The organism is Cytobacillus sp. EB106-05-05-XG126, assembly GCF_058791715.1.
Genome location: NZ_JBYTDU010000001.1, coordinates 683,578 through 700,557 on the forward strand (window position 1 = coordinate 683,578; position 16,980 = coordinate 700,557).

17 protein-coding genes and 2 pseudogenes are annotated in these 16,980 nt (G+C 38.3%); 15 read left to right on the forward strand and 4 right to left on the reverse strand.

What is annotated here, in order from left to right; translation table 11 throughout:
* The first annotated feature begins 2 nt into the window (after positions 1-2).
* The 6 genes from AC3WTL_RS03385 to AC3WTL_RS03410 all read left to right on the forward strand — a co-directional run bounded on the left by AC3WTL_RS03385 (position 3) and on the right by AC3WTL_RS03410 (position 6,074).
* Complete coding sequence (locus tag AC3WTL_RS03385; RefSeq protein WP_248347660.1) at positions 3-905, forward strand: ABC transporter ATP-binding protein; 903 nt, start codon at positions 3-5, stop codon at positions 903-905.
* On the forward strand, positions 905-2,506 hold the full coding sequence (locus AC3WTL_RS03390) for an ABC transporter permease (RefSeq protein ID WP_492369008.1): 1,602 nt from the start codon (positions 905-907) through the stop codon (positions 2,504-2,506). The genes AC3WTL_RS03385 and AC3WTL_RS03390 overlap by 1 nt, the downstream gene beginning before the upstream one ends.
* A gap of 706 nt (positions 2,507-3,212) precedes the next feature.
* On the forward strand, positions 3,213-3,383 hold the full coding sequence (locus tag AC3WTL_RS03395) for a hypothetical protein (RefSeq protein WP_222500839.1): 171 nt from the start codon (positions 3,213-3,215) through the stop codon (positions 3,381-3,383).
* A 459-nt stretch (positions 3,384-3,842) separates the two neighbouring features.
* A complete protein-coding gene (locus tag AC3WTL_RS03400) occupies positions 3,843-4,217 on the forward strand; it encodes a hypothetical protein (protein ID WP_222500837.1) in 375 nt (124 codons plus the stop codon).
* A 386-nt stretch (positions 4,218-4,603) separates the two neighbouring features.
* Positions 4,604-5,062, forward strand: coding sequence for a 2-thiouracil desulfurase family protein (locus tag AC3WTL_RS03405; RefSeq protein ID WP_248347658.1), 459 nt, complete (start codon positions 4,604-4,606; stop codon positions 5,060-5,062).
* A gap of 397 nt (positions 5,063-5,459) precedes the next feature.
* Positions 5,460-6,074 (forward strand): hypothetical protein, encoded by a 615-nt coding sequence (locus tag AC3WTL_RS03410; protein ID WP_248347656.1) that lies wholly within the window; start codon positions 5,460-5,462, stop codon positions 6,072-6,074.
* Positions 6,075-6,227: 153 nt separating this feature from the next.
* Here the strand turns inward: AC3WTL_RS03410 and AC3WTL_RS03415 are convergent, their stop codons facing one another.
* Entirely contained in the window at positions 6,228-6,698 is a 471-nt protein-coding gene (locus AC3WTL_RS03415; RefSeq protein WP_248347654.1) for a DinB family protein, read from the reverse strand.
* 311 nt (positions 6,699-7,009) lie between these two features.
* Here AC3WTL_RS03415 and AC3WTL_RS03420 point away from each other — a divergent pair, with 311 nt between their 5' ends.
* Entirely contained in the window at positions 7,010-7,408 is a 399-nt protein-coding gene (locus tag AC3WTL_RS03420) for a GNAT family N-acetyltransferase (RefSeq protein ID WP_248348182.1), read from the forward strand.
* Positions 7,409-7,571: 163 nt separating this feature from the next.
* Here the strand turns inward: AC3WTL_RS03420 and AC3WTL_RS03425 are convergent, their stop codons facing one another.
* Entirely contained in the window at positions 7,572-8,063 is a 492-nt protein-coding gene (locus tag AC3WTL_RS03425; RefSeq protein ID WP_222502001.1) for a GNAT family N-acetyltransferase, read from the reverse strand.
* 275 nt (positions 8,064-8,338) lie between these two features.
* Between AC3WTL_RS03425 and AC3WTL_RS03430 the strand changes: the two are divergent.
* From AC3WTL_RS03430 to AC3WTL_RS03440, 3 genes and pseudogenes are all read left to right on the forward strand, one after another.
* Positions 8,339-8,749, forward strand: a pseudogene (locus AC3WTL_RS03430) (GNAT family N-acetyltransferase).
* Positions 8,750-8,927: 178 nt separating this feature from the next.
* Positions 8,928-9,149, forward strand: a pseudogene (locus AC3WTL_RS03435) (NUDIX domain-containing protein); the annotation flags it as partial.
* A gap of 465 nt (positions 9,150-9,614) precedes the next feature.
* Positions 9,615-10,283, forward strand: coding sequence for a DNA alkylation repair protein (locus tag AC3WTL_RS03440; protein WP_248347652.1), 669 nt, complete (start codon positions 9,615-9,617; stop codon positions 10,281-10,283).
* 231 nt (positions 10,284-10,514) lie between these two features.
* On the opposite strand, the gene AC3WTL_RS03445 is transcribed toward AC3WTL_RS03440, so the two are convergent.
* Entirely contained in the window at positions 10,515-12,071 is a 1,557-nt protein-coding gene (locus AC3WTL_RS03445; protein WP_248347650.1) for an amidase family protein, read from the reverse strand.
* 275 nt (positions 12,072-12,346) lie between these two features.
* Between AC3WTL_RS03445 and rpsN the strand changes: the two genes are divergently transcribed.
* Genes rpsN through rpmG form a run of 5 tightly spaced genes read left to right on the forward strand, consistent with a single transcriptional unit; the run spans position 12,347 to position 14,680 of the window.
* Complete coding sequence (gene rpsN / locus AC3WTL_RS03450) at positions 12,347-12,616, forward strand: 30S ribosomal protein S14 (RefSeq protein WP_222501341.1); 270 nt, start codon at positions 12,347-12,349, stop codon at positions 12,614-12,616.
* Between the two features lie 20 nt (positions 12,617-12,636).
* On the forward strand, positions 12,637-12,888 hold the full coding sequence (locus tag AC3WTL_RS03455) for a type B 50S ribosomal protein L31 (protein ID WP_197249709.1): 252 nt from the start codon (positions 12,637-12,639) through the stop codon (positions 12,886-12,888).
* 30 nt (positions 12,889-12,918) lie between these two features.
* A complete protein-coding gene (locus AC3WTL_RS03460) occupies positions 12,919-13,284 on the forward strand; it encodes a hypothetical protein (protein WP_248347648.1) in 366 nt (121 codons plus the stop codon).
* A gap of 55 nt (positions 13,285-13,339) precedes the next feature.
* Positions 13,340-14,506 carry an FAD/NAD(P)-binding protein gene (locus AC3WTL_RS03465; protein WP_248347647.1) on the forward strand — a complete coding sequence of 389 codons (1,167 nt, stop codon included), beginning with the start codon at positions 13,340-13,342 and terminating at the stop codon, positions 14,504-14,506.
* Between the two features lie 24 nt (positions 14,507-14,530).
* Positions 14,531-14,680, forward strand: coding sequence for a 50S ribosomal protein L33 (rpmG, locus tag AC3WTL_RS03470; protein WP_222501332.1), 150 nt, complete (start codon positions 14,531-14,533; stop codon positions 14,678-14,680).
* Between the two features lie 144 nt (positions 14,681-14,824).
* Here the strand turns inward: rpmG and AC3WTL_RS03475 are convergent, their stop codons facing one another.
* Entirely contained in the window at positions 14,825-16,828 is a 2,004-nt protein-coding gene (locus AC3WTL_RS03475) for a sigma 54-interacting transcriptional regulator (protein WP_492369009.1), read from the reverse strand.
* Positions 16,829-16,980: the final 152 nt, after the last annotated feature.

Here is a 16,980-nt window from a genome sequence, read left to right on the forward strand (position 1 = left end):
GCATGAGCCTTTTAAAAGTAACCAATCTAACAAAAAAATTCGGCAAGTTTAAGGCATTGGATGGGGTAAATCTTGAGTTAAACGCAGGTGAGGTACTGGGGTTCATTGGCCCAAATGGGGCAGGAAAGTCCACCACCATTCGGGTGTTATTGGGAATTTTAAAGGCGACAGATGGAGAAGTAAAGCTTTTTAACAAGGATGCCTGGCAGGATGCTGTCGATATTCATAAAAGGGTTGCCTATGTGCCTGGTGACGTGAACCTATGGCCAAACTTAACAGGGGGAGAGGTCATTGATTTATTTATAAAATTGAACGGAACTGCCAATAAAGCAAAACGTGAGGAGTTAATAGAGAAGTTTGATTTGGATCCGTCCAAGAAGTGCCGAACCTACTCTAAAGGGAACAGGCAAAAGGTTGCTCTGGTTGCGGCGTTTTCCTCTGATGCTGACCTGTTCATTCTGGATGAGCCGACATCAGGACTCGATCCCTTGATGGAAAAGGTTTTTCAGGAATGTGTTTTGGATGTTAAAAGACAAGGAAAGAGTGTTCTCCTGTCCAGTCATATCTTATCGGAGGTAGAAAAGCTGTGTGACCGGGTAAGCATTATCCGTCAAGGGAAGATTATTGAGTCGGGAACTTTAAGTGAACTTCGCCATTTAACCCGGACTCAAATGCTCGTGGACACGAAGCTGCCGATTACAGGTTTAAATGAACTGCAGGGCATCCATGACATTCAAAAAAGTATACATGGGATGACGTTTCAGGTTGATACGACGGAAATGGATGCTGTGATCAAGCATATTTCGCCATTTGGCATCATCAGGATGGAAAGTGCACCGCCAACTTTGGAGGATTTATTTATGCGCCATTATGAAGGAGAAAAGGATACAGGAGGTGTCCGCTGATGGCAGGCAATCATTTGGCAAAAACCGCTTTCCTTTCAAAATTTATTTTTCGGCTGGACCGTTTGCGGATTCCAATATGGATACTGGCGCTCACCTTTTTTACGATAATCGTTCCAACAGCCTTTACTGGATTATACAGTTCCCAGCAGGAAAGGGACGCTATGGCACAAACGATGGCCAACCCGGCGATGACTGCCATGACTGGTCCCACGGATTTAAGCAATTATACTGTTGGTGTCATGACAGCCCATCAGATGCTTTTAATGACAGCTGCTGTGACCGGTTTAATGAGCATCCTGCTGGTTGCGCGGCATACCAGGGCTGATGAAGAGGATGGTCGCCTGGAATTGCTCCGTTCACTGCCAGTAGGGCGTCTATCCTATTTAAATGCAACCCTGCTTACAGTATCGGCAGCCTGCATCGGATTGGCTTTGATTAATGGATTCGGCCTTTATGCTCTTGGAATTGAAAGCATGGATCTCGAAGGCTCATTGCTTTATGGTGCTGCATTAGGGGCGGCGGGTATTTTTTTCGCAGGTGTAACAGCCGTTTTTGCTCAAGCTTCAGATAGTTCACGGGGAACAATTGGTTATTCAATAGCCGTACTTCTTATATCTTATCTTTTTAGAGCTATCACAGACATCAGCAATGAATCATTGTCCTGGCTTTCGCCGCTCGCGTGGGTAACCAAAGCAGAAGTCTATGACTCTAATAATTGGTGGCCTATTGTCTTAATGGCTGCTGCAGCCATAGTTCTTTTTGCGGTCGCGAATTATTTGAACGCTATTCGGGATCTGGATCGGGGATTTTTTCCATCCATGCCCGGAAAAAAATATGCATCCCGCTTTTTGCAGAGTCCAATCGGCCTTGCGTTAAGATTGCAGCGGACCGGAATCATTTCATGGGCAATAGGCATGTTTGTGCTGGGGGCCTCTTACGGTTCAGTATTAGGGGATCTGGAATCGTTTTTCGCCGATAATGAAGCCATGAAGCAGCTCCTAAAGCCAACAGAAGGAGTAACATTAGTGGAGCAATTCATTCCGATGCTGATGATTGTAATTTCACTGATGGCAACGATTCCTCCAGTGATGGCCATGAATAAACTTCGAGGTGAAGAGAAGAAGGAACGAATTGTTCATCTTTTAAGCAGAGCCGTTTCTCGGACCAAACTGTTAGGCAGCTATTTCGTTATTTCTGTCATTAATGGATTTCTCATGCTCTCGCTGGCAACACTTGGACTTTGGTCTGCCGGGACTGCTGTGGTGGAAGGCGGGTTATCCTTTGATATGATATTTGGGGCAGCATTGTCCTATTACCCAGCGATGCTGGTCATGATCAGCCTGGCCGTCTTTCTGATTGGATTCCTGCCAAAATTCACGGGTTTTATTTGGCTTTATGTTTTATATTCTTTTATTGTGCTGTATTTAGGAGGCTTATTCCAATTCTCTGACTGGATTGGAAGCCTTTCTCCTTTTGGCCATGTTCCGCAGGCGCCGATTGAGGAATTTTCAATTGTCCCGCTGCTGTTATTGTGTTTGGCTGCCGGCGTGCTGGCGTTAGCCGGGTTTATTGGGTTTAATAGACGTGATATTGAGCATTAAGTTAATGAGAGTATTGACAGTTCATAATTGAAATTTTAATACAATCGTGACTATTACCTCTGCATCAAAAGTCAGTAAATAGGATTGACTATTGTTATATGAAAAATAAAGGAGCTATCCCAATCTTTTTCTTTGGAATAGCTCCTTTAATTCGTTTAATACTATTCTGCAGGAATAAGGTATTTCCGCTTTAAGAAGCTGCTACTTATAACTGCAGAAATCTTTTTCATCGTATTCTCTCGTTTGTTTTTTTATCGTAATAATTTCGGCTGATTTTTTATTTTAAACTTTATGAATAGGGGCTTTAAAGATATTAATTTGTGGCTATTGACAAGGTATTACATACCTAAACTATTTGTGATTTAATAGTTTTATTCGCGTTTAAATCGTAATTATTGCGGTTTATGAAGAAGGAGTGAATTACTGGGATAAAATCAAAAATAGCTTAAGAACAGGCAGTTTGTGAAACAGGGTCAAGTTAGAGGAAGTACCAGAGGCTATTTTATGAATGATCGTTAAATATCTTTACCCTGTAAATCGTAATGACTCCTATTACGAAACAATATTATACTGGCCATGAATAAAGTATTACATGGCTTGCATTCAGATCATTAACATTGGTTCCGTCACGCTATACAACAAGAGTAACACCAGACAAACTCCGCAATAAATATTCAATTATTATACGATAAAAGGATGAAAAACAATGAAAAACAATGAAAAAAATCATGTGTTCAAGATGTCTTCTTTTAATAATTACCGGGTTATTCCTTCTGTTAACTACTGGCCTGCTCTTCAAAAGGAAGCAATTCAATTGCAAAAGATGAAAGAATGTGCAGGGAAAAAGATAACTGTTACCCCGCGCGAATTGGTGTAAAGTTAGTATGCGGATCTAAATTAGCCGATTTAAAACTGAAGATCTACGCTGCTAAAGCTTGATGTATTAATACATGGTGAATTGGATCGTCATGTTCCAGTAGAATTAAGCAAAAATTATTACAAATGTGCTGTTGATAAGGGGGAAAATGTAAAGATAGTAATTCTCCCAGATATAGACCACTTTAAAATAATTGAACCAACTTCTTCTGCATGGGCTTCTGTTATTAACTCGATATAGTCGCTTTATTGAGGGAGGTTAGTTCAACAAAAATACCTAGCCGTTGTTTTTTGCTCTGTTTAAGAATAATGGTGATTTTTGATAACTCTTCGAAATTTTACTTTAAGTTACCTGTCAGATGGTAAGAGATATAGGAATAGTATATTACTGGATTAAATAAAATTAAAACAGGAAGAAAAATGAGGTGATTTTATTTTAGAAAAACTCAGGAAAATTAATATGAAAACTGCTGTTTTTATGGGAATTATTTTTTACTCTTTGACTATCTTAATCCAATTTCTTATCATATGCAAAAGTATTCCATATACATGGGTTAATGGTGGAAGGTCTGAATCATTCGCTGAACATCTACCAATATCTGTTATAAATATCGTTATTTCTATTATTGGAGTAGTTTTTACGTTGATTGTTGGTAGAATTAAACTATATAAATACAAAAGAGTAATAACCGTTATATGTTGGTTTTTTGTTGTACTTTGGTCTTTTGGATTTATACAACAATTGTTTGGAACACCTTTTGAAAAAATGGTTTGTTCGTTAGTATTGTTTCTTGGAGTTATCTCGAACTTGCGTATGGCGATTGAAAAAAAATAGCTGTAACTATTTAATTAATAAGTTTGTGAACAATTACACTTAGGAGAAATAAGGATTAAAGTGTTAAAATTAATAAGGAAATCAAGAAGGAATTTGTACATTGTATTTTTTATAACCTTATTTCTTTGGTTTACATTTTATGATTTCTATACAGAAAACGATTTCTTAAATATAGTCCCTTCAATAGTATTTGTTCTGATATATGCTTTTTTTCTACAAATCTTAAATAGTAAAGATAATAATGAGAAGGAGGGATAGTAGGGTGCTTATAATCAAGATCAGCTACCGGATCAGGTAGCTTTTTCTTATTCAACAAACGGGGCAGGTTAGTTCAACAAAGAAATTTTTGATAAAATTTACTAAGGAAGATTCGGGGGGTTATATATATGATATTGGTAAGTTCTTGCTTAGCGGGGTTGAAGGTGAGATATAACGGCACACACAGTTTAAATAATGGAATAGCTAAACTTGTAGAAGAAAATAAAGCTATTACAATATGTCCAGAATTACTCGGTGGATTTTCAACTCCCAGAGAACCTGCTGAAATAATAGGTGGAAACGGAGAAGATGTACTCAATGGAAATGCTAAAGTAATTGAAAAGTCAGGAAAAGATGTCACGGAACTTTACATAAAAGGTGCTTACGCTACTCTAAATAAAGCTAAAGAAATAAATGCGACTGTAGTAGTTCTAAAGGAACACAGCCCATCCTGTGGCAGTTCAATGATTTACAACGGTGAATTCATTGGAAAAAAACTTGAGGGGATGGGCGTTACTTCTGCTTTATTAAAAAGAAATGGATTAAAGGTAATTTCAGAAGAACAATTTGCTGAAACCTTTCTTTAACTAAAATTAGCAGAGATCGTTTGTCCACATTTACCTTATAAGAAATGCCACTTCTATTTTCAAAGGAAAATTTGTGAAGAATGTACTTAGAGTAACCGGTGCGTTGATCCAGAAAGGATTGAGGCCCTTTTTGCTGAATTCCTTATTAAACAAACGGGGCAGGTTAGTGAAAGAGGGGGGTTCCAAAAAAACGGGAATTCTTTTAGTAATACAGAATATTTGTTATGAATAAACTGTGAGTTCAGGGTGTAGTACATGGTTATTAAAAGTGGGTTGCCCGGAGAAATTCTGGCTTTTTTAGTGAAATGAATCTCTATCTTATGTTTCCAAAATTTTTATTTGAATTTAACTTTTCTTTGAGTATAATTATCTAAATTACTCATAAAGGATGGACACCATGTTCAAAAAATTCTTTGGAAGAAACAATACAGTTGCTGACTTCTGGATTTGGTTTGAAAAGAGTTCACAAGACTATTATCGGTTAAAAGAAGAAAATTTAAATTCATTGTTCAACAAACTAAGTAAACAGTTATCTAAGATAAATGAAGATTTAGCATTTGAATTTAGTGTAGATCTTATCGAAGGAAAGAGAGAGTTTATAATAAGCGCTGATGGCATCTTGTCTGCCTTTCCAGACGTCATTGACCTTGTTGAAAATGCACCCCAACTTGAAGGCTTTAAAATAATTGCCTTCCGCCAAAAAAGTGCTGTTGATGATATATCCACTATAGAATATGATGATATAAGTTTAGGGGCTGATGATGTCTATTTTACTTACAGAAAAAATGGTGATACTTTAGACATTGTTCTATATCTCAGAGGCTATGACTCTGATTTTGAAGAATGGGAAAATGCTGCCTTTATATTATTAGACACTATTATTGGAGAGTATGATGTTGCTACTAAAATAGGAAGCATTGATATGCTACCTTATAAAGAAAGTCCTAATTTAAAATCCATTTTAGAATTACCTTCATTAATAGATAAGGAAGTAACGGGGATAAGCTTATAAGGCTTATCCTTTATTAGATAGCATCTCTTATTGTACTAAAGGGGCAGGTTAGTTGAAGAAGAGACCTTGAATGTTATCTCACTTTGTAGTCTTTCAAGAACTAATACAAAATAAAAAGGTACTTCACTATAGTGAAAGCACCTGTACTATAATTTAATCCCAGATTCGAATCCGTGGTACCCCTGCAGTTCTTAAATAATCCAAAAGCTGACCAGTGTGAATTGATTCGTGGTAAGCAATACGGAGGAGCATATCCCCCAAGTCTCTTATGTATCCTGAATCAGAGCGGTCTATCTTTATGTTTGTTAAATCTTCCTCAGAAAATGACTTGATTGTGTCGAAGAACTTATTGCGATATGGTTTTGCAAACTCCAATTCCGCGTTTACAGTAGTGAAAGGTCTGTTTTCAAAAGGTGAAATAAACTCAGAAAGACTTCCTCTATTTATAAGTGCTAGGTTATAGTAATGTTCGCTTTCCAGAACATGCCTGATCATCTCTATGCAATTCATGGCTTCATCATCAGGCTTCCATTTTAATTTTTCTTCAGGTATTGATGCCCACACATTAATGCTTCTTCTCCGAACTTCATTAAAGTTTAAAATAATTAGGTCAATTGAATTCAAAAGAACCCCTCCCTTAGTAGTCTTATATGAATTATACACGAATATATGTTCTGGTGGGCTTTTTGTTGAGGTTTAAAAGAAATTATTTTAACGAATTATTACAAGGGACTTGAGCCAGGTGGTATTCAAGCACTGTATTGTTAATGTTCTTACTAAACAAACGGGGCAGTTTAGTTGAAGAAGGAATTCCTTTTGTTTATATAGAAAAAATATAAATCAGGCTTTTAATCGGGGAATAAAATATAGAATCTTGGAAGGGTTTGAAGCAATTAATAGAAATAAGGTAACCAAAGGATTGGGAATTTAAAAAGATCTTGTCTCTCTCTCCACAAGCTGTATATGATGGTACATTAGGTAATGTAAAACCTTCGAATGAAAAAGTGAACCAACTTATTGAACCTCTTTTGCAGAAAGGAAGTTCTTATTTAATAGCAACAGAAAATGAAATTCTGATGGGATCGATTTTATTAGGGACAAGTAAGGACCAATTTACAGATGAGAAGTACGGTTTTATTTATGAATTATTTGTTTTAGATGAATTTAGAGGAAATGGGATTTCAAAAAAGTTGATGGAAACAGGTATTGAACATCTAAAGAAAGAAGGATATTCTGAAGTCCGTTTAAGTGCATTTGCAGGAAATCAAGCAATTAAACTGTATGAAAAATTAGGGTTTTACATAAGAACAGTAACAATGAGTATGCCAATTTAAAACAGCTGCCCTACTCAACTAACAGGGCAGGTTAGTTTAAGTAGGTCAGGTTTCTGGTGATGGGTTACGTAGATAGAACTGGCACTGCCCGATGATTAGTCCCTCATACCGATATTGTGGAGAAAATAAATTAAAAAAGAGCTATAAAGCTCTTTTTAGATGATTAGACTCTTAAGTGCAAAATATGTTGAGGACCTTTTGGGCCTTCATAAAATTCGTTCTCGTCTACAAATCCTGTTTTTAAATAAAGGTTATAAGCAGGTGTGTTTCTTTTATTGACACCAAGAACAATTTCATCAATACCAGGGAGATTTTTTCTAACAAACTCGGGTAATAGTTGAAGCCCAGTCTTTGCTAAGCCTTTTCCTTGATTTCTTGAATCAATTGAGAAGGATGTCAGCAAACGAGCGTTAGGATTAGTACTGTATTTTAACAGCTTCTCCCCATCTTCTAAAGAAAAATAACCTACAGTCATACTGTTTTCAAGAATTAATACATGTTTAGCAGTGTTGGAAACATTAGGGTTTTTGATTTTATCCAATGGTAAACTGGTAAATTGAAGTTGCTCTTCAGGTAAGTGGTAGTTGGATAGTTGCTCATCGTATTTATCGGTGTTCTCAAGCAATTCAACTGAATTTAAGGTATTAGACAGCATTATATCTACCCCCAATATTATGTAATAATTTAAGTATAGTCTTTAAACAGATAAAGAACAAGAAATACAGAACGTAAGTTCTTATTGGAGTTTTATAAAACGATTAGAAAACTTTTAATAAAGCGAGTTAGTGGAATACATTAAATTCTTACGGATAGGGAAATTCTCTAATTACTTGTCTCAATTCCTGCACTATTTAGTCACTTAATTGTTGAATATTAAATAAAGTCTGATAAAATTCACCTTTTTAATATTTAGATAAAAGGAGGCTTTAGATGGAAATTAGGCCGGTCAAAAGTCCAGATTACTATCGAATATCCCCATTACTTAACGAGTGGTGGGATGGTAGAAATATGGTCGATATGCTTCCGAAGTTGTTCTTCGATCATTTCACTGATACAAGCTTCGTTGCAGAAAAGGACGGAGAAATATTTGGGTTCCTAATAGGTTTTCTTTCTCAAACCCATCCTAATGAAGCATAGATACATTTTGTTGGGATAAACCCAGCAGTAAGAAAACAAAGTATTGGAAAGCAGTTATATAATAAGTTTTTTGATATGGTTAAAACCAATAATCGCCAAATTGTTCGCTGTGTAACATCTCCTGTTAATAAGACTTCGATTGCGTATCATACCAGGCTGGGATTCAACATTGAGGAGGGTGATAAGCTAATTGACGGAATATAAATAACTTCCGATTATGATGGTCCAGACCAAGATAGAGTCTTATTGGTTAAACAGTTGACTTAATCCCTGTTAGTATATAGAGAATTTTTTTCTTCAACAAAAGGGGCAGTATTGTTGAAGAAGGTGGAAGAAAGAAAGTAGTGAATTAATTAAGTATTCTATTAATGTGAGGTAGGATATGTTACCACCAAAACATATTGTTTCAGCAGCAACTATCGTACTTAATGAGCAAAAAGAGATTTTATTAATTAAAGGTCTTTGTAGAGGATGGGAAATGCCTGGGGAACAGGTTGAAGAAGGAGAATCATTAAAGGACGTGCAATCAGGGAAACAAAAGAAGAAACTGGTATTTGAAGTTTTAAAATTTTGTGGAGTATATCAAAATGTAAGTGATTCTATATAATTGGAGGAGTACTTTATACCGCAGGTTCTCTGTTTTATATTTGGAGGTTTTAAGTATCATCACACTATCTGGCATTTATTCACATTTATTCGTGATTGGCAGCAGTATATTTCACTTCTTCAGCGTTTTATAATATCTCCTGCCAGGAAACTAATATGCTACAACTCGACTTAGGGCGAGTTTTTTTTATTGTTTGCTGAAGTAGATAATAGCGTTCATAACCTTTCCAGTTACTACAATGCTCATAATATATTTCGAGTTTAGAGTCGTTGTTTATGTTCGTTTGATAGGTACAAATGTTGCCATAATAACGGCAACAAAAATATAAAGAAAACGCAGCTACAATATTTAAAAAGGTAAACTTTGCAGGCACACGACTGCAATAAGACTTATAACCAAGTTGAGTTCTTAACCGTCAATTACATAGTATGAAAACAGTGCTTTAATTAAGGAGGGTATAAAATGAATGAAAGTAAAGGTACAGAAATAAAACGCTCTTCAAAAGCAGAAAGCATTCTATCTCAGATCAATAGTAAAACTAAGCTAGGAGACTTACGAAAAATCGCGAAGGACATTAAAAAAGATCACGAACTAGCTATGGAACTATGGTCTACTGAAGAGTTTTTGCCCCGACTATTAGCAATCTTAATTATGGACAAAAAACTTCTTTCACAAGATGAGCTAAATAAGCTTGATAAGGATATGCAGACTCACACTTTTGATGAGCGAAATAACTTAATGGATTGGTTAATGGCTAATCAGCTCACCAAAGACAAGAAGAAAATTGCAATGATGGAGTCTTGGGAAAATAGTCCTTCTGCTCTTCAAAGGCGAGCTTTCTGGTATTATCAAGGGCGATTGAGATGGACTGGACAAACACCGCCTGATAATACCGCATATTTGCTATCTGCATTAGAAGCTAATATTACGCAGGAAGAACCGGAAGTTCAATGGGCTATGAATTTCACCGCAGGCTGGATAGGCGTTTATGATGAAAAGAATCGTGCACGCTGTATTAAACTTGGTGAGCAAACGGGTCTTTACAAAGATGAAATAGTAGCAAAAGGATGTACTCCCAGCTATTTGCCGGAGTTCATTAAGATTGAAGTTAACAAACGACATAATAATTAGTTACCTCTTAAAGATACATTAGTGTTTGATGCAAAGAATATTAGAAATCGGTAAAATATTAAATATAAATCTATCGACTTGTCCAGAGCTTCTTAACAGATTCTATGATGTGGTTACAAAATAACAGACCAAATCATTAGTAGAGTTGGTCTGTTATAATTGCAACAGTCTTAGACAATTCGGTAAGAAGGTTTTCCTTATTCAACGGGTGCTAATGGTTTAAGAAGGTTCTTATTTTAGTTCGGGCGCTTTTCGATGGTTAGTTCCTTCTTGATAAGCGTAGGCTAGTTTAATCAGTGTTGGCTCGTCAAATTCTTTTCCAAGCAGCTCGAGCCCTACTGGAAGGCCGTTGTCACTGAAGCCAGCAGGGACCGAGATTGCAGGGAATCCTGAATAAGGACTTAAGCGATTAGCATTCCCTGCACCTTGGCTATTGCCCACCTGTGCCGGTAGAGCACTCGAAGTTGGATAGAGCAGTGCATCAAGATCATGTTCATTAAAGGTTGCCATTAAGCTTTCCCTTGCCATTTTAGGACGATTGGTAACAATGTCTTGGTATTCCTCATCATTTTCTAATGATTCTCTTTCATTTCGGGATTTTAATCCACTTTCCAAGCTTGGATGGAATTTCCCGCTATCTATAATATCTGATAATGTTCTTACTGGTGCATCCGGCCCAAGGCCAGCCAAATAATCATTTAATTGAAATTTAAATTCGTATCCGCTTAAGCTTGGGTAAGAAAGAATTGGACGAAGGCTGGGAACTGTTACCTCGAACACCTCTGCTCCAAGGGCCTCCATGTCTGCAATCACTTGATCCATCACTTTATTGACTTCAGGATCATTCCCAAACAGGTCTCGTATAACGCCTATCCGAGCTTTTTTTAATCCATTTTTCTTAAGATAATGAGTATAGGTTTTTGGTACTTTTCCGATACTGGCTTCAGTAATTGGATCTGCCGGGTCATAGCCAGCAATTGCATCGAGCACGACAGCCACATCTTCAACGGTACGTCCCATCGGTCCGCCAACATCCTGTGAGAGTGCAAGTGGAATGATTCCATCGCGGCTGGCAAGTCCCATAGTAGGGCGAAGTCCAACCAGGTTATTAAAGGACGAAGGTATTCGGATGGACCCGCCAGTGTCTGTCCCTAATCCGACAGCGGCAAAGTTGGAAGCAACCGCAGCTGCTGTACCACCGCTTGAACCACCTGGGTATCTTGTTAAATCATATGGATTATAGGTTTGTCCGCCAAGAGAACTAATTGTTTGGAATCCGAAAGCAAATTCATGCAGGTTCGCTTTCCCTAAGATGATTGCACCTTGATCTCTTAATCTTTTTGTTTGATAGGCATCCTTTAGAGGGATGGAACCTTCAAGTGACAGGGATCCTGCAGTAGTTTGCATATCGTATGTATCATAGTTGTCTTTTAATATAACCGGAATTCCATGCAAGGGACCTCGAACTTTGCCCGCTTTGCGCTCTTTATCAAGTTGTTTCGCTTCTTCTAATACATTCTCGTCAACTGTTATGATGGAGTTAATGCTGTCATCGTACTCCTCAATTTGATTGAGATAGAACTGAACCAATTCCTCAGAAGTTAATCCCTCCTTCTGCATCGCATGCTGTAATTCAAATATCGTCGCTTCCTCAATCTCAACAGATAAAACTCTTTCAGCGACGGGACTCGCTGAATTAGAAACAGCACCTGCTGGAGCTGCGTACAGACCTAAAGCCATTACTAGAGCAGTGAAGAAAACTATAAATTTGTTATGCGACTTTTCCATTTGAAACTCCTTTCGTTTTTCGGAATAATTAGAATATACCAATCTATAAATATACTGTATATAAGAGGAAGGTCATAGAATATAAGGTTATATAGGGAGTTTTGACTAATTAGAAGGATTCGTTTTATTCCATTTGAACACGCTGTATAAATTCAGGTGCCAGTCTTTTTTTGTCCAGAGACGGGAGTTGCATAAATAAATTATTTATGATTTAATAACGTTATCAAATATAAATCGTAATTATTACGGTTTACATAATAAAAGGAGTGAATGCATTGGCAAAGAAATCAAAAGTGGCGAAGGAGATTAAAAGGCAGAACCTAGTCTTAAAATATGCTGATTTACGAAGGGAACTTAAGGAGAAGGGTGACTATGATGCGTTAAGGAAGCTTCCAAGGGACTCATCACCGACACGCCTGAAAAATCGCTGCCAGGTAACTGGAAGACCTCGGGGATATCTCCGCAAATTTAAAATGTCCCGAATCGCATTCAGGAAATTTGCTCATAAAGGACAGGTTCCGGGAGTTAAGAAATCAAGCTGGTAAAAAAATTGGAGGTAATGAGAATGAAGGAAAGTATTCATCCGGATTATCATAAAGTGGTATTCATGGATAGTAACAGTGGCTTTAAATTTTTGACAGGATCAACAAAAACAGCAAGTGAAACAATACAGTGGGAAGATGGAAACACCTACCCATTGATCAAGGTGGAAGTAAGCTCAGATACTCACCCGTTTTACACCGGAGTTCAGAAATTTACTGATCGCGGCGGGCGTACAGAACGATTTATGAAGAGATACAACATGAAAGAAAAGTAAGGTAGCCATGAGTCAAGTGAGGTGAAAGAGATGAATTCGCATTTGATGGAAATTATTTCAAGAGAAATCGTAAAATCACTTCCTCCAAAGCAAAAGGAGATTTATGAATTTGTCGTTGGGCTTGAAGATGAATTGGCTCAGGAGGCTTCGACATCTGAAGAATTTATGGCTCTTCTCGTGAAGCATTCACCTCATAGGCAGGCCGCAACTCATTTTAACCTTTCATTTGGCAAGCTCATGATGACCATGCACGAAATTGAAGACATGATAACCAGTCAGCTTGAGGAGAAATTAAGAAATGTAACATGGGTCGAATTAACTGACAGTGTCCGAACAAAAAGGAAGAGGAATAAAGTCAAATACTTTTATTTTTCGCTAAACGAAAGTCAATCTTAAAAAATTTTGCTCGATAAATCGTAATGATTTCGTATTAATGAAGCGGGAGGCTCATATGGTCTATGATTGGATCGTAGTAGGAGGCGGCATTCAAGGGACTACCATTGCAGCCTTCTTAGTTAAGAAAAATAAGGTATCACCAGGTAAGCTGCGCATTATAGACCCGCATAAAATGCCATTAGTTCAGTGGACTAAAAATACAGAAAAGATTGGCATGAAATTTCTTCGCTCTCCATTTGTCCATCATCTCGATGTCGATCCGTTTAGCTTAAGAAATTTTGCAGCGAATCACCAATGGAAAAAAAGTGAGTTCTATGGGATGTATAAAAGGCCTTCGCTTGAGATCTTTAATGAGCATAGTCAATCACTTTTCCAGGATCTCGGGCTGGGGGAGAGCTGGCATCAGGGATTTGTAACCGGCATCGACAGGGAAAACGAGGATTGGATTATAAGCGTAGACGAAGGAGATCGTCTAAAATCCAAAAATGTCGTTCTGGCGTTAAGCATAAACGATCAGCTATATTTCCCCGAATGGGCAGATTCTGTTATGAATGAGCAGAATCAGCTGTTTCACATTTTTGATGAAGCTGCCGATTTTTCTGCATTGCAGCCTCCAATTTCCGTTGTTGGAGGAGGCATTACAGCCGCGCATACTGCCATTAAGCTTTCAGCACTCTATCCTGGTCAAGTCACTTTAATAAAAAGACATCCGTTTAGAGTGTGTGATTTTGACAGTGATCCGGGCTGGCTGGGACCCAAGTATCAAAAAAACTATCAGCGAATCCAGGATTACTCAGAGCGAAGGGAAGTCATCAAGAAGGCAAGAAACCGGGGATCACTGCCGTCTGAATTATTTCATAAGCTTCGGAAGCTTGAAAATGATAAAAAGCTGAAGATTACAGATGGGGAAATCACCACCGTGAAGGAGAGCGAAAACAAAGAGCTGATCCTTTCAGTGGACACGAAGGAAGTCAAAGCGCATTCGATTGTTTTGGCGACCGGGTTCAGACCATCCAGACCTGGCGGAAGCTGGCTGGAGAGTGCCATTGAAAAGTTTGCTCTGCCGTGTGCGAAGTGCGGATACCCGATCGTCAGCCAATCACTGGAATGGTGTCCGCACTTATATGTCATGGGTCCGTTAGCAGAACTGGAGATTGGGCCGATTGCCCGAAATATCTCCGGTGCGCGCCAGGCGGCAGAAAGAATCGTCAGAAGTGTTTAAAAAAATTACAGGAGGCGTTTAAAAATGAGAGTTAACATCACACTTGCTTGTACAGAAACCGGGGACAGAAATTATATTACCACCAAAAACAAACGGAACAACCCTGATAGGATTGAATTAATAAAGTATTCACCACGTTTAAAAAAACGTACTTTGCACCGTGAGACGAAGTAAAAGAATATGATCATACATCAGCAGAGCTGGCGCGGAAATAAGGCTGGTTCGGAGTGAAATGACAAAGCAGCCATCCTTATTTACAGAGATTGAGCACAATCATACCGGATTGTGCTCAATCTTTTTTATATATCCTATTTATCTTTAAGCCAGAGTTTCCAGTCCCTTCTCTGTAATATGTGTACCGGATCTCCCCTTGCGGATCATGACATAGCCCAGCTGCTCTAACTCCTTGAGTCTGAGTCTTACCTGCTGTTCAGTGAGGGGCGAATTTGTTTTCCGGGTTAGAGATGACAGTTTTTTTCTGCTTGCTGGCATTCCGCTTTTATTTAGTTCGTCAATGCATTTCAGTAAGAAATGATGCTCGTTTTTTAAGTTTGAGAGGGTCCCCGGAATCAAAGGAGCATTTGCCGGAGATAGGTCTGCAGGCAAATCTGAAGCTGTCAGCTCATTGTGCTCCGAAACCGCCAGCATGTACTGAACGACATTCTTTAATTCTCTTATATTTCCTTTCCAGTCCATCTTTGATAGCAGCAATAAGGTTTCCTCTGTTATGGAAGCAGAAGGTTTGTGGCTCTGCCTTATGAACGCCCGAATTAAGATCGGGATATCTATTTTTCGCTGCCTTAGAGAAGGGAGGGAAAGTGACAGGACCTTTAAACGGTGGTACAAGTCTTCCCGAAACTTTCCAGCTTCTATCATTTCCTTCAGATTCCGATTGGTTGCGGCAATAATCCTAACATTAATTGGAATAATTTTATTGCCGCCAATTCTGCGGATTTCCCATTCTTCGAGAACTCGCAATAGCCTGGCCTGCAGTTTCATGCTGATATCCCCAATCTCATCCAAAAATAAAGTCCCTTGGTCAGCCTGCTCAAACAGTCCTTTTTTTCCGCCTTTTCGTGCCCCGGTGAACGCGCCATCCTCATATCCGAATAATTCACTTTCAAGCAATTCTTCAGGAAGAGCGTTGCAGTTAATCCCTAAAAAAGGTGCATTTCTCCTGCTCGATTCCGAATGGATGGCTCCGGCGAACAATTCTTTTCCTGTGCCGCTTTCTCCCTGAATTAAGATAGGCAGGTCGGATAATGAAAGTTTCTTGGCAATCCGAATGGTTTCCTGAAGGATCTGGCTCTCACCCAAAATGCTCTGGAATGTATATTTGGATACAAAACCCTTTTTCTGAAGCTCCAGCTTTACTCTTCTTTCCATTTCGATCGTTTCATCCATATTTTTGAATGTGGCAACAATCGTGTTATCATTTTTCATTGGAAAGCGGTGCACCAGCAAGTTTGTTTGTCTTACCGTAAAAGCTTCCTGATGACCAGATTCATCATTTAATAGAAATTCCAGCAGTTCGCTGTTTCTGAATACCTGGCCGATTTTTTTCTTAAACGCATATTCAGGTGAAATTCCTATCATTCTCTCAAGCTCTTTGTTGAAAACTGAAATCGAACCGGATCTGTCAAATGCCAAGATCCCATCATTTACTCCATCCACGACCCTTTTTAAATATTGATTGAGTTTATCGGCTTCCTGTTTCAAGGATGATAGTTTCTTGCTCAGTTCAATTATTTTTCCGGTGTACTTATCGGTGATATTTATTCTGAGGGTTTCCGGCAGTTCAAAATAATCTATAATAGCCATAATCGTGTGGATATCAATAAGACGTACACCGAGATTGAGTTTCGTCGGGATAGAAGAAGGGATTAGATCCATTTCTCCTGGAGTAACGGCAATCTCAATTGAATCGGGAACTTCTCCACCTGGTGAATAGGGAATATATCCGAGATGGCTGATTCCGAGTCTGTCCAGTGTTTCGATAGAATCCATGGTGCTCTGTGGAAAGTCATTTACAAAAAGGACATTTGTGTCCTTGGGTATTTCAAAAAGGTAATCGATATATTGATAATTTACGGTTCTGTGTGCTGTAATCACTTCACAGGAAGGAGCAATAACATGCTTTACTTCATCATGAATTAGGTAAGAAGAAAACACGATTAAGGCATCTTCGATTAATGGGGGCAGATATTCTTCCGACGCAAAGCTTTTTATCCGGATATACTTTCCGAGCATTCCTTTTAGCTGTTCTGTGAGCGCTTTACATGTCTCCCTTGTTCCGGCAAGCAGCACTAATTCATTTTTCATGGTAAGCTCCTTTAATGGTTGATTAATGGTTATTATTATACCAATTAAAACACCCATTAATAAACCAGTTTCTATTTTTTATCCTTTTATTCAGAATTTTCAACTTGGCACACAAATTGCATTAAGTATTACATCTAGAAATGAAGGGGGAA

Excerpts from the sequence above, each read along its gene's own strand:
- AC3WTL_RS03385 (WP_248347660.1), top strand. The coding sequence starts at position 3 with ATGAGCCTTTTAAAAGTAACCAATCTAACAAAAAAATTCGGCAAGTTT.
- AC3WTL_RS03390 (WP_492369008.1), top strand. The coding sequence starts at position 905 with ATGGCAGGCAATCATTTGGCAAAAACCGCTTTCCTTTCAAAATTTATT.
- AC3WTL_RS03395 (WP_222500839.1), top strand. The coding sequence starts at position 3,213 with ATGAAAAACAATGAAAAAAATCATGTGTTCAAGATGTCTTCTTTTAAT.
- AC3WTL_RS03400 (WP_222500837.1), top strand. The coding sequence starts at position 3,843 with ATGAAAACTGCTGTTTTTATGGGAATTATTTTTTACTCTTTGACTATC.
- AC3WTL_RS03405 (WP_248347658.1), top strand. The coding sequence starts at position 4,604 with ATGATATTGGTAAGTTCTTGCTTAGCGGGGTTGAAGGTGAGATATAAC.
- AC3WTL_RS03410 (WP_248347656.1), top strand. The coding sequence starts at position 5,460 with ATGTTCAAAAAATTCTTTGGAAGAAACAATACAGTTGCTGACTTCTGG.
- AC3WTL_RS03425 (WP_222502001.1), bottom strand. The coding sequence starts at position 8,063 with ATGCTGTCTAATACCTTAAATTCAGTTGAATTGCTTGAGAACACCGAT.
- AC3WTL_RS03440 (WP_248347652.1), top strand. The coding sequence starts at position 9,615 with ATGAATGAAAGTAAAGGTACAGAAATAAAACGCTCTTCAAAAGCAGAA.
- AC3WTL_RS03445 (WP_248347650.1), bottom strand. The coding sequence starts at position 12,071 with ATGGAAAAGTCGCATAACAAATTTATAGTTTTCTTCACTGCTCTAGTA.
- AC3WTL_RS03455 (WP_197249709.1), top strand. The coding sequence starts at position 12,637 with ATGAAGGAAAGTATTCATCCGGATTATCATAAAGTGGTATTCATGGAT.
- AC3WTL_RS03460 (WP_248347648.1), top strand. The coding sequence starts at position 12,919 with ATGAATTCGCATTTGATGGAAATTATTTCAAGAGAAATCGTAAAATCA.
- AC3WTL_RS03465 (WP_248347647.1), top strand. The coding sequence starts at position 13,340 with ATGGTCTATGATTGGATCGTAGTAGGAGGCGGCATTCAAGGGACTACC.
- rpmG (WP_222501332.1), top strand. The coding sequence starts at position 14,531 with ATGAGAGTTAACATCACACTTGCTTGTACAGAAACCGGGGACAGAAAT.
- AC3WTL_RS03475 (WP_492369009.1), bottom strand. The coding sequence starts at position 16,828 with ATGAAAAATGAATTAGTGCTGCTTGCCGGAACAAGGGAGACATGTAAA.